Annotated in this window: 10 protein-coding genes; 2 read left to right on the top strand and 8 right to left on the bottom strand. The window is 66.5% G+C overall.

Annotated features, from left to right (window positions below; all coding sequences use genetic code 11):
* Positions 1–30: 30 nt before the first annotated feature.
* Complete coding sequence (locus AC36XV_RS14065) at positions 31–687, top strand: class I SAM-dependent methyltransferase (RefSeq protein WP_492204341.1); 657 nt, start codon at positions 31–33, stop codon at positions 685–687.
* A gap of 10 nt (positions 688–697) precedes the next feature.
* Positions 698–2326, top strand: coding sequence for a hypothetical protein (locus tag AC36XV_RS14060; RefSeq protein WP_492204319.1), 1629 nt, complete (start codon positions 698–700; stop codon positions 2324–2326).
* On the opposite strand, the gene purH is transcribed toward AC36XV_RS14060, so the two are convergent.
* From purH to AC36XV_RS14020, 8 genes are all read right to left on the bottom strand, one after another.
* Positions 2320–3912 (bottom strand): bifunctional phosphoribosylaminoimidazolecarboxamide formyltransferase/IMP cyclohydrolase, encoded by a 1593-nt coding sequence (gene purH / locus AC36XV_RS14055; RefSeq protein ID WP_492204318.1) that lies wholly within the window; start codon positions 3910–3912, stop codon positions 2320–2322. The two genes, AC36XV_RS14060 and purH, sit on opposite strands and share 7 nt — an antisense overlap.
* 10 nt (positions 3913–3922) lie before the next feature.
* Positions 3923–4591: a phosphoribosylglycinamide formyltransferase gene (gene purN, locus AC36XV_RS14050; protein ID WP_492204317.1), complete on the bottom strand. Its 669-nt coding sequence runs from the start codon at positions 4589–4591 to the stop codon at positions 3923–3925.
* A 24-nt stretch (positions 4592–4615) separates the two neighbouring features.
* Positions 4616–5167 (bottom strand): D-glycero-alpha-D-manno-heptose-1,7-bisphosphate 7-phosphatase, encoded by a 552-nt coding sequence (locus AC36XV_RS14045; protein ID WP_492204316.1) that lies wholly within the window; start codon positions 5165–5167, stop codon positions 4616–4618.
* A gap of 8 nt (positions 5168–5175) precedes the next feature.
* Positions 5176–6564, bottom strand: a complete 1389-nt coding sequence (selA, locus tag AC36XV_RS14040) for an L-seryl-tRNA(Sec) selenium transferase (protein ID WP_492204315.1) — start codon at positions 6562–6564, stop codon at positions 5176–5178.
* On the bottom strand, positions 6561–7853 hold the full coding sequence (locus tag AC36XV_RS14035) for an Ig-like domain-containing domain (protein ID WP_492204314.1): 1293 nt from the start codon (positions 7851–7853) through the stop codon (positions 6561–6563). Before AC36XV_RS14035 ends, selA begins: the two co-directional genes overlap by 4 nt.
* Position 7854: 1 nt before the next feature.
* Entirely contained in the window at positions 7855–10542 is a 2688-nt protein-coding gene (locus AC36XV_RS14030) for a valine--tRNA ligase (RefSeq protein WP_492204313.1), read from the bottom strand.
* A 72-nt stretch (positions 10543–10614) separates the two neighbouring features.
* The gene (locus AC36XV_RS14025) at positions 10615–11499 is read right to left on the bottom strand and encodes a hypothetical protein (protein WP_492204312.1); all 885 of its coding nucleotides are present in this window, start codon (positions 11497–11499) and stop codon (positions 10615–10617) included.
* Complete coding sequence (locus tag AC36XV_RS14020) at positions 11496–12689, bottom strand: aminotransferase class I/II-fold pyridoxal phosphate-dependent enzyme (protein WP_492204311.1); 1194 nt, start codon at positions 12687–12689, stop codon at positions 11496–11498. The genes AC36XV_RS14025 and AC36XV_RS14020 overlap by 4 nt, the downstream gene beginning before the upstream one ends.
* Positions 12690–12697: the final 8 nt, after the last annotated feature.

The following is a 12697-nucleotide window of genomic DNA, read 5'->3' as shown; positions in this document are numbered from 1 at the left end:
CTATTCGAGAGCGGGGGCGCCTACGCCGATATGCTCGGCCAGGGACTCCGACTCACGGGAGAATCAGCCGACTACTTTCGAAATGGCCGACTCAACCTGCTGACCGAGAGACTCGGACACAGAAAGGCCCCCACTCGGATCCTGGATTTCGGCTGCGGCACGGGAGCCACGTCGGTTGGCCTGGCCCTCCGGTTCCCGAACGCCCAGGTCGTGGGCGTGGATAGCGCGCCGGGAGCTCTCGCCACAGCTCGGGATCTCGCAACTCCGGATTCCGTCCGCTTCCTGCCTGCGGAAGAGTTGGGCGGGGCGGGCCCCTTCGACCTCTGTTACGTCAATGGGGTGTTCCACCACATCGCGGAAGATGCCCGGGACGAAGCTGTGCGAAGCATAGGATCCGTCCTCAGACCTGGCGGCATCCTGGCCCTGTTCGAGAATAATCCTTGGAATCTGGGGACGCGATGGGTAATGAGTCGGATTCCCTTCGATCGGGATGCCCGAATGTTGTCGCCGCGGCTAGCCCGGGAGTTGCTGGACCGGGGTCCATTCCAGGTGGAGTCAACGACCTTTCTGTTCTTCTTTCCGGGCTTTCTCCGAAATCTTCGCCCACTCGAGCGGCGCCTCCGCGGCGTTCCGTTGGGTGGACAGTACCTCGTGATGGCCCGGCGCTCAGCCCGCGAAACGGGATAACACGATCACCATGGCTCGAGACCAGATTCGGGGTTCGCTGACCATAAAGCGTCTTGGGAACCTCCTGCGGGTCGACTCTACTCCTGGTTCGGTCACGGCGGTCTTTCTGTTATCCCTCTCTTGCGCCGCACTGGTTGGACTCCTGTTCGGCATTCCCCTGCCGGTCACGCACGACGAATTCAGCTATCTCCTGGGCGCCGACACCTTTGCACACGGCCGCCTGACCAACCCACCACACCCGTTCTGGCAGCACTTCGAGACGATCCATGTCATTCAGCAGCCGACGTATGCGTCGAAGTATCTTCCGGCCCAAGCGATCGTCATGGCAACCGGTCAGATCCTGGGCGGCCACCCCATCGTCGGAGTCTGGCTTAGCGTTGCGGCCATGTCGGCAGCCGTGACCTGGATGCTGCACGGGTTCCTGCGGCCCCGCTGGGCACTTCTGGGCGGTATTCTGACGGTGCTCGAATTCGGCATCGTAGGTCTGTGGGCGCAGAGCTACTGGGGTGGAGCAGTCGCCGCCGCCGGCGGCTGTCTCGTACTCGGCTCCGTTCCCCGTCTGCTTCGGGCGGCACGATGGAGCACCGTCCTTGCCTTCGCATTCGGCCTCTGTATTCTGGTTGCCTCCCGTCCTTTTGAGGGAGCCGTAGTCGTCTTGTGCAGCGTGGCAGCTCTACTCAGATGGCGCCTTGCTCGTCAGCTGCCAACGCGATTCGTGGCGGCCGCAATGGCGATCGTCCTGCTCTGTCTTCTTTCCCTCGCAGGATACAACAGAGCGGTCACGGGACATTTCATGAAAACAGCGTACTCGGCTCACCACGAGCAGTACGATGCGACTCCCCTTTTCGTGTTTCAGCCGTTGCCCACCGAGCCCGACTACAGCGACGAGAGACTGCGGAGCTTTCACGTGGATTGGGAGCAGCGCTGGTACAGGGAGCAGCAAACGCTTTCCGGTTGGCTTCGATGGGCTCTCGCCCGCCCGGTGATCGCCAGCCTCGCGTATGGGTTCGGTCCGCCCCGAATCCTTCTCGCCGAGACTCTATGGCTCCCCGGCGCACTACTGCTGCCCATCTTGCTCATTCCGAACTGGATCCGCCGCCGACGTCACATCTTTCCTGTGGCCACGATCATCAGCCTCTTCGCGGCTCTGTCTCTGGTTACCTACTTCATGCCTCACTATCTCGCCGTTGCCTGCGGTCTCTGGATGTATCTGGTGGTGCAGTCCGTTCGCTCCTGCCGGGCAAGGTGCCGTCATACGCGCTACCGTGCGATCGTGGTTCCCGCGATCGTGGCTCTTGGTGTGGTTCACGTCGGGCTTGCGCTTCACAGACAGGAAACGGCGGTTGCACGATTCAGCTCATGGTCCCTGCAGAGAGAGCGCGTGGCAACCCGGATCGCCGGCGATGGGGGTCGGCATCTGGTGTTCGTAGAATACCGTCAGGATTACGGCTACGCGGAATGGGTCTTCAATTCGGCAGAACTGGATGAGCAGCAGGTAATCTGGGCCCGCTCTCTCGGAGAGGAACGCGACCAAGAACTCGTCGACTACTACAGCGATCGCACCGCCTGGCGCCTGTCCGTCCCTCCCGGGGACCGCCCTGTCCCGATTTCCCCGCGAGACCCATCCGCCGGTCAGTGACGGAAGGTCCGCCGTCCGGTGAAGATCATCGCCATTCCGTGCTCGTTGGCCGCATCGACCGCCTCGGCGTCACGCTTCGAACCGCCGGGCTGGACGATGGCCGTCACCCCGGCCTCCGCCGCGGCGTCCACCCCATCGCGGAATGGGAAGAAGGCGTCCGAGGCCAGAACCAGCCCTTCGAGCTCGAATCCCGCCTGCCGGGCCTTGTGCGCCGCGAGGTGAGCCGCATCCACTCGACTCATCTGTCCCGCCCCGATGCCCACGGAGGCTCCGTCGCGCGCCAGCAGGATCGCGTTCGACTTCACGGACTGCACGGCCGCCCATGCGAAGGCCAGGTCTTCCCACTCGGAATCGGTGGGAGATCGGTCGGTCGATACGCTCGCCTCCGAGCGGAGGTCGGAAGGCCGTGCCGGTCTGGGTGATCCCTGGAGCAGTACTCCACCCGTCACTCCGCGCAGGTCGAGACCCTGGGACAGGTGCCCGGTCTGGGCCCCGAAGCGGAGCTCTCCGTCCGGTTCGAGGATCCGGATGTTCTGCTTCCGCTGCAGAATCTGCAGGGCCGTCGCAGCGTAGCCCGGAGCCACCAGACATTCGACGAACAGGCCGGACAGCTCCTCCGCCACCGCCTCGGTCACGGGCTCACTGAACACCACGGTCGAGCCGAAGGCAGACACAGGATCACAGGCCAGCGCCTTCCGGTACGCGTCGGCCGGTGAGCGTCCCACGGCCACGCCGCAGGGGGTCGTGTGCTTCAGGATGGCGCAGGCCGGCTCGGCGCCGCCGAGAAACGGCGCGATCGCCAGGAGGGCTCCGTCGAGGTCCAGGATGTTGTTGTACGACAGCGCCTTGCCATGAAGCTGTCGGAGTCCCGGAATTCCGACGGGTGGGCCGGAAGAGCTGCGGTAGAAGGCCGCGGGCTGGTCGGGATTCTCTCCGTACCGAAGCGTCTGGACCCGGGTGAGGGAGAGCATCAGGTCGGCCGGAAGCTCTCCGGCGGTCTCCGGATCCTCGCGCGGGCTGCGAAGGTAGCCCGCCACCGCGGAGTCATACGCTGCCGTATGCGCGAACACCTTGGCCGCGAGCGTCCGGCGAAACTCCTCGCGCTCCTCCGACGAGTCGATGGCCTCGACCAGGTCGTCGTAATCCGCGGGATCGCACACGGGCCATACGAAGGGGTGGTTCTTCGCCGCGGCGCGCAGCATGGTCGGCCCACCGATGTCGATCTGTTCGAGAGCATCGGCCAGGGTTGTCTCGGGCCGTGCGACCGTTTCGCGGAACGGGTAGAGGTTCACGACCACGATCCCGATCGGGTGGAGATCGTGTCGCTCGAGGTCATGCACGTCGCCCTCGACCGAGAGGCGCGCGAGAAGACCGGCGTGGACCGCGGGATGAAGCGTCTTCACCCGGCCCCCGAGGATCTCCGGGAAGCCCGTGAAGTCCGATACGCCGGTCACCGGGACCGAGGCCTCGCGAATGGCCTGGGCCGTGCCCCCGGTGGAGAGCAGCGTCCAGCCACGCTCGTGCAGCGCACGCGCGAGCTCACCGATACCCGTCTTGTCCGACACACTCAGAATGGCGTACGGCATGGTCGACCTTTCAGTGGCCCGGGCTGCCGGGCATGGAGAACACATCTTCCGGGAACCACGGATCCGCCCAGATCGTCCTGCCCTCCGAACCGAGGCGAAACCGTTCTTCGGCATAGGCGCGAACGATCTCTGGAAGGAGGCGATGTTCCACTCTCAGGACCCTGGACGCAAGGGTCTCGCCATCGTCCGACTCGTGGACCGGGACCGGCCACTGCGCGATGATCGCCCCGTGATCGTACACCTCGTCGACGAAGTGAACGGTCACCCCGGATATGCGGGCTCCGCTCGATACCACGGCGTCGTGCACACGGCGACCATACATCCCGGGACCCCCGAAAGCGGGAAGCAAGGCGGGGTGGATGTTGATCATCCGTCCCCGGTACGCCTTGACGACCCCGGGCGGGATGAGCTTGAGCCAGCCCGCGAGCACCACGAGTTCCGATCCCGCCTCCTCGAGCGACCGGAGAAGCCACTCACCATCCTCGTCGCCCTGCGGCATCACCGCCGCGTTGATCCCGTGCCGGGAGGCACGCTCCAGCGCGCCGATTCCCGGACGGCTGCCGATTACGGTGACGACGCGGACGGGAGCTTCCGCGTCCTCGTGCAGGCGATCGAGCAGGGCCTGCAGGTTGGTCCCCGATCCGGATGCGAGAACGGCGACCGCGAGTGAATCAGACATAAGAGACGTTCCCTGCCCGGTCGGCTATCGCGCCGACTGCGGAAGGCCGAGGCATTCGCGAACGCCCGACAGGAGGTCCGGGACCCGGACCACTCCCGGGGGCACGTCGCCATCATAGGGCTCCCCTTCCCTTGTCACCAGCATGCCCTGCCCCTCCAGCGAAATGGCGGGCAGCACGTCGCGCAGTCGGTCGCCCGCGAACAGCGCCCCGGCCGTCTCGACCCCGAGCTCGGACGAGGCCCTCTCGTACAGCGCCAGCCCCGGTTTCCGGCAGTCACACCGTTCCTCTGGAGCGTGGGGGCAGAAATACGTCGCGTCCACTCTCGCGCCCTCGGCCGCGAGGAGCTCGTTCACCCGTGCTTCGACCGATCGATACGCTTCGAGGGTGAACAGGCCGCGACCGATACCCGATTGGTTCGTAATGACGACCACCGGAATCTCCGCCTCGTTGAGCAGGCGGACGGCAGCCGCCGCACCGGAAAGCAACTCGACGCTCTGCGGGCGGGAGACGTATCCCGTGTCCCGGATCAAGGTCCCGTCCCGGTCGAGAAAGGCCGTCGTCGGTCGTCGGAGCACGGGCCGCCTCACGGCTTCGAGCTCAGGCAGCGCTCCACGGCCTGAACCAGGAGCGGCTCCTCACCTTCGAGCACCGTGCGAAAGTCCAACAGCAGATGGCCGTCTTCGATTCGACCGATGACAGGGGGTTCGTGCGTGCGGAGCATCGCGGCCATGCCGGCCGCTTCTCCGCTGACTTCCCACCCCACGGACGGAATCTCCAGTCCGGGAGCCGAGCCTCCTCCCACCACGGACCGCATCGCTCGAATCGTGACGCGGGCGGCCGCCGGCCCGGACAGCTCTCGATAGGTGGTCCGCGCCCGTCCTTCGACTTGCTCGACTGGCTCGAGCAGCATCCGGAGGACCGGAATCTCGCGCACGGCCCGGTCTCGAGACGCATAGGTCAGCAGAGTCTCTTCCAGCGCCGCCAGCGTCATCTTGTCCACACGGAACGCCCGAATCAGCGGATTGGATCGCAGGCGATCGACCCATTCCGATCGACCGTGGATGATGCCCGATTGCGGACCCCCGAAGAGCTTGTCCCCGCTCCACGTGACCAGGTCCGCTCCCTCGGATACCGACTCCGTCACGCATGGATCGGTCAGCCCCACTCCGAGATCCGACAGCATCAGGCCGGATCCGAGATCGTGAACGACCGGGAGGCCCGTCTCGTGTCCCAGACCGACGAGCTCGGCCAGCGCCGCCTCCTCGACAAACCCCTCGACCCTGTAGTTGGATGGATGAACCTTGAGCAACAATCCCGTGGAGGGATTCATGGCGGATCGATAGTCGTCGATTCTCGTCCGATTCGTCGTCCCCACGGCCCGAAGGAAGGCGCCCGATCGCTCGATTACGTCGGGGACTCGAAACCCTCCTCCGATCTCGACCAGCTCCCCGCGCGACACGATCACCTCTCGGCCCCGGGCGAGCGAGTTGATCACGAGAGAGACGGCCGCCGCGTTGTTGTTGACCACGACCGCCGCTTCGGATCCGGTGAGGTCACTCACGAGAGACTCACAGTGCGCGTACCGATCCCCGCGCCCTCCCGAGTCCAGTTCGTATTCCAGGCTCGAATAGCCGGCAGCGATCTCTGAGGCGGCCCGGATCGCCGACGCCGGCAGCGGAGCTCGCCCCAGATTCGTGTGAAGAACGACTCCGGTCGCGTTCACCACGGGACGGAGCGATCGGCGATCCGTGGACAGGACCGCCCGGACCGATTGGAGGAGGGCGGAGACCTGGGGGGTCGAGGCCTCCCGGCTCACCCGGCTCCGTGCCTCCGAAAGCACCTGCCGGACGGCTCGGGTCACGGGTTCGACTCCCCACCGCTGGCTCAGGGCCCGACCCTCCGCCGACTCGAGCAGGGCGTGGACGGAGGGAAGCTTTCGGCGGGCGTCGGGTCCGACGTCGGCGGCGCTCACGATCCGTCGTCCGCGATGGCCGACTCCTCTTCCGACCCGGATGACGCCCCGGCCTCGCCCGACGGCTCCGATGCCCCATCCGGCGACTCCGTCGACGGAGTCTCGTTCCCCTCTCCAGACTCTTCCGGCACCGGCGGGGGCTCGTACACGAAGGTCGTGTCACCGCCTCCGGGCAGGCCGCGCAGGTTCACGAATCCGCGAGTACTGACCGCATACTCGCCTGCCTCCAGCGGGCGCTCGAGCCGGACGGTGACCAGACGATCGGGGCGAGACCGCTCCGGCTGCCCTAGCGAGTCCCCCGCCACCGAATCGGCCCCGACGGCCTGCGGCACCACGACGGGCGGCAAGGAATCCGCGGCGGCCGGTCCGGCTCGGGCCGAATCGGAGACCGTCTCCTCGGCGGTCGTGTCCTGGCCGATCGTCACACCGACCTCGAAGGTCCTAACCGGCCAAGCCACATCCCCCGAAAGGCTCGCGATGCGAACCGAAGCCGAGTCGAGCGGCGCCTCCGGCTCGAGAAGATCGTCGAACTCCAGCCTCACCGTCAGACTGTCCACGGCCTCGGCACCACCCAGCGCTGGAGGGGTGGAGTCGGGCGGGGTGAGCCACAGCTCCACCTCGACGATGCTGACCGAATCCGTGAGGTCCACCCGGGCGCTGTCGTACGGTTCGAACGCCCGGTCCAGCACGCGGTTCCGGTTCTGGTCCCGGTAGCCGAAAGCCCAGTAGGTCCCGACGGGAAGGCCGAGAAGCGAAAAGTCGCCCGCCGTGTCCGTGACGCTGGCATACGGTATGGAGTCCGCTCCTGTCACGAGAATCGAGATGTCTCTGGCCGGGCGAACCGATTCGCGATCCCAGACCTGCCCGAACGTTCGAGTATCCAGGAACCGGTCTCCCGTGGTGAACAGGAACTCGATCGGCTCGCGCGTCTGGTTTCGAACAAGGTCCCTCAGACCCGGGGGAATTCGGAACGTGTACACGACTCCCGGGCGCCACCCGTCCCGGGGGCGGATCTGCACCTTGGAGCGGCCCGCCTCGACTTCGTAGAGCCACGCAGGCGAGGTCTGGAGGACGCGCTCCACAGAACGCGGATCGGCGAGGGGCTCGTCGAAGCGCACGTACGCCTTGCCGTCCATGTCGGGGACCGCGGTCGCGGGCGCCGGATACATTTCGGTGACGCGCGGCGGCTCGAAGTCTGGACCGGTGCCCGGCGGCATCTCCTCCCGGGCGCATGCGACGACGGTCAGGACGAGCAGGACCGCCAGGCGGAGACGCGATCGGAGGCTCATGTCAGCCCGAGCCGAACGCCTCGCGCTTTTCTTCGAGCACGCGCAGACGATCCTGAAGAGAGAGGGACTTTTCCTTCTCCCTCTGAACGACTTCCGGCGGCGCCTGTTCCACGAATCGATCGTTGGCGAGTCGGTTCCGTGCCCCGTCGAGCAGACCCTGGAGGCGGTCGATTTCCGCCGCGATCCGCTGCCTTTCCCGGTCCAGGTCCACGATGCCCTTCAACGGGAGGAACACTTCGGCCCCCGACCGAAGCACGGCGTGTGCCCCGGGATCGCCGACCGGCAGCGACTCCACCTGCTCGAGTCGGGCGATACGGCCGAGCCGGAGCACTCCTTCACGCTCCGCCTCCAGGGCATCGGCGATCTCCTCCGGGGCTCCCGCCACGATGACATCCACGCTTCTCGAGGGATCGACGCCGTAGTCGGACCGGAGATTCCGAACCGTGCCCACGACCTCCCTCACCGCCTCGAAGGCCGCAAGGGCGGATTCCGCACCGGGAACGGCCTCCGGAGCCGGCCAAGGACCGTGGATGAGCGAGTCGTGCTCGGTGCGGCCCGGCAGGTGGCAGAAGACCTCTTCCGTGATGAAGGGCATGATGGGGTGCAGGAGCCGCAGCCAGCCCTCGAGGACGCTCGAGAAGGTAGCCGCGGCGGCGGCGCGGCTCGCCTCGCCCTTGTCCCCTCGCAGGCGCTGCTTGACGAGCTCGAGGTACCAGTCGCAAAACTCTCCCCAGACGAACTGATACGTGAGCTCCGAGGCATCATGGAGACGGAAGCGCTCCAGCGCATCCGTCACGGCCGCTGCGGTCTCGGCGAACCGCCCGAGGATCCAACGGTCCGCCAGCTCCAGATCGGTCTCCTCCGGTCGGGTGTTCACGTCCTCTTCCGTCAGGTAGCCGAGGCCGAAGCGCACCGCGTTCCACATCTTGTTCGCGAAGTTGCGGCCGACCCGGAACGAGGAGTCGAGATCCTCGTGGTCGAGCTGCAGGTCCGTTCCCAGGGCAGCCGAGTTGACCAGGGTGAAGCGCATCGCATCCGCGCCGAACCGTTGCACCACCTCGAGCGGATCCACGCCGTTGCCGAGTGATTTCGACATCCTTCGACCGCGAGCGTCCCTCACCGTACCGTGCAGCAGGACGTCCGAAAACGGCACCTCGCCAGCGAACTCGAGCCCCGCCATGACCATGCGGGCGACCCAGAAGAAGAGAATTTCAGGCGCCGTGCTCAGGGTATTCGTGGGGTAGAAGACTTTCAGGTCGTCGGTTTCGGCCGGCCAACCGAGAGTGCTGAACGGCCACAGCCATGAGCTGAACCAGGTGTCGAGCACGTCCGGATCCTGCTCGACGGCTCCGCCGCACTGCGGGCACGCCGACGGGTCCTCCCGGGCTACGATCACGTCCGAGCAGGTGTCACAGTACCAGACGGGAATGCGATGGCCCCACCAGAGCTGGCGACTGATGCACCAGTCCCGGACGTTCGTCATCCAGTGCTCGTAGGTGTTTCCGAACCGCTCGGGGTGAAACCGCACGCGGCCGTCCCGGTAGGCCGCGAGGGCCGGCTCCGCCAGCGGCTTCATGCGTACGAACCACTGCAGACTGAGTCTGGGCTCGACGACCGTGGAGCACCGGTAGCAGTGCCCCACGGCGTGCTCGTGATCTTCGACCTTCTCGAGAAGTCCGAGGGCCTCGAGATCGGCGACCACCTGCTCCCGGGCTTCGAAACGATCCAGCCCCCGATACGGCGCCGGGGCGTTCTCGCCGAGCGTCGCATCGTCGTTCATCACGTCGATCCGCGGCAGGTCGTGGCGCAGACCGATCTCGAAGTCGTTCGGATCGTGAGCGGGGGTGACTTTGACGAATCCGGAACCGAACTCCGGGTCGACGAAATCGTCCGAGATCACCGGAATTCGCCGACCCGTGAGCGGCAGGTCCACCTCACGGCCCACCAGGCCGCGGGTCCGCTCATCCCCGGGGTGAACCGCGACCGCCGTATCTCCCAGAAGCGTCTCGGGTCGAGTCGTCGCCACCACCACGTGGTCTCCCTCCGAATCGACGAGGGGATACCGGATGTGGTAGAGGTGTCCTCTCGCGTCCTCGTGTTCGGCCTCTTCGTTCGAGAGCGCCGTCAAGCAGCGCGGACACCAGTTGATGATGTAGTTTCCGCGATAGATCAGCCCCTTGTCGTACAGACGGACGAACACCTCTCGAACCGCGTCGGAGAGACCTTCGTCCAGGGTGAACCGCGTGCGCTCCCAATCGCATGAGCACCCGATCGTCTTCAGCTGCTCGATGATCGTCGAGCCGTACCGATCGACCCAGTCCCAGACCCTCTCCACGAACCGCTCGCGGCCGAGGTCGTGACGCGTGAGCCCCTCACTCGCCAGATCCCGTTCGACCACGTTCTGCGTCGCGATGCCGGCGTGATCCGTTCCCGGAATCCACATCGCGTCCCGTCCCCGCATGCGTTGAAACCGGATCAACACGTCCTGGATGGTGTTGTTGAGCCCGTGCCCCATGTGCAGGGCTGCGGTCACGTTCGGAGGTGGTATCGCGATGACGTACGGAGAGCTCGCGTCGGAGGCATCGACGTGGAAGTCGCCACGGTCGATCCAGCGCTGGTACAGCGGCCCTTCGATCCCGGTTGGATCGTAGCGCGGGCTCAGCTCGTGTCTGATGGCTTCGTCGTTCATGATGTCACGTGTGGTGGGTCGCTCCGCCTGGCGAGCGGTTCAACGAGGGGAACAGTTTAGCGGCCGCGAGTCTCAGTCGCGAGGCGCCCGGCCGCCCGCATCCGTCGTATCCGCCTCGACTGCCGTGGAGTCCTGTTCTCGCCGCGCCACTTCTTCGTCGCTTCGGCGTCGCATCTCCTCGAGGCGTTCCTGCTGCGTTCGCTGCACCTCGGTCTCGAAGTCCTGCCGCTGGATATCCGCCAGATCCCGGGCCTCCTGCCGGAGCTCCCGGCCGAGCGGTCCCTCGGCTGCGAAGAGCGCACCGACGTTCATCGGAATCACGACGCCGCCCAGGACCAGACCGTCCGGTGTCACCCCCCACTGCTGGTCGCCCTCCCCGTACAGCCACTCCACCGCCCGCCGTCTCTGCTCTTCCGTCAGCGAGAGACTGTCCAGCATCGCGGCGAGCCGCGACCGGATGATCCCCTCCGCCCGGGAGAACTGATCTTGGAGATACTCGGGTAAAGGCTGGTCCGAGAAGTCCTCCCACAGCCGCGGGTCTCCCTCCTGAGGGCGGAGCCGCTCCGCGTTCGTCAGGCCGGGGCCGGTATCCTCGCCCGCTCCGGCCGGCCGCTGCGCCGCCCCTGGCGTCGGAGGCTCGGGACGCTCGATCTCGTCCTGCTCCGCCGGCAGCTCGAGCACTTCCTCGGCGGGCTCCTCCGATTCGATCTCCGCGATGTCGATGACCTCGAGACCGACGACGGGTCGAGGAGGCAGCTGAACCGGGCTGAAGCTCCGCATGCCGATGTAGAACTGTCCCGAAAGGAGGAGCGCGACCAGCGCATGGAGCACGAGGGAGACCAGGAGGCCGGTGCGCACGGAGCGCCGGTAAGTCCGGGCGCGCGCGGCGGCCATCGTGGCCGGTGCTCCTCGGGAGGGAGCGACCTCCTGCCTCTCGACCCCGTGGCGATCACTCAAACGGCCTCCCGGATCCTCCGGCCGGCCTCTTTCCACTCCTCTTCCGGGACGGCGAGGGAGGCCCTGACGAATCCCTCTCCCCCTGCCCCCATGGCCGAACCCGGTAGCAGGACCACGCCACGCTCGAGAAGCAGGCGTCGGCAGAAGTCCTCGGACGTCTCACCAGTCGGGACGGGAAACCACAGGTACAGGGTGCCACGGGGCGCCTCCACCGTCAGCCCGGCCGCCCTGAACGCTTCCACCGCCGCGTGCCGGCGCCGATCCAGCTGATCCAGCGAGGCTCGGATGTACGGATCGGGATCGGACAGCACGGCGGCCCCTGCCGCCTGGAGCGCCATGAACGCTCCGGTGTCGAAGAAGGTCTTCACCCGGCGCAGCGCCGCGATCAGCTTGCGGTCGCCGGTGGCCCACCCCAGCCGCCAGCCCGTCATGTTGTACGTCTTGGACATGGAGTGAAACTCGAGTCCGACCTCCTTGCCACCCTCCATTTCGAGGAGCCCAGGGGCTCGAAATCCGTCGAACGTGATTTCCGAATAGGCGTTGTCGAAGAGCAGAACGGCGCCCCGCTCCCGGCACGCGTCGATGACTTCCTGGAGGTACGCCCGCTCGGCCACCGCGCTGGTCGGGTTGTTCGGGTAGTTGAGATACACCAGGCGCAATCGGCCGCGAGCGCCGAGAATCGTCTCCGGAGGGACCAGGAATCCCTCGTCGGCGCGCAGGGGAACGCGAATCACGTCGGCACCTGCGAAGTACGCACCGCCGAAGTACGGTGCGTAGCCGGGATCGGGAATGAGGACGGCATCTCCCGGATCGAGGACCGCGAAAGCCGTGAGGGCGATCGCCTCCTTACTCCCGATGACCGGAAGCACCTCGAGGTCCGGATCGATCTCCGCGCCGAAGCGTCGCGACAGCCAGGCGGCGATCGCCGCACGATACTCGGGCAGACCGCGCTGGAAGCCGTACTTGCTCAAAGCCGGATCTCCGGCTGCCTCCCGCAGCTTCTGAACGGCGATCTCCGGGATGGGCAGCCCCGGATCGCCGACCCCCAGGTCGATGATGTCCCGTCCCTCCGCCCTCAGGCGGGCCTTCAGATCGGGGACGTCCGCCAGGGGATACGGCGGCAGTCCGTCGAGTCGGTTCGGCGCGCGCCAGACGCCCTCCCTCGCCCGCGTCGATACGCGGGCGGTCATCCCTCCGT

It is taken from the genome of Candidatus Benthicola sp. (assembly GCF_058719085.1).
This window is presented reverse-complemented; position numbering and strand designations above follow the sequence as displayed.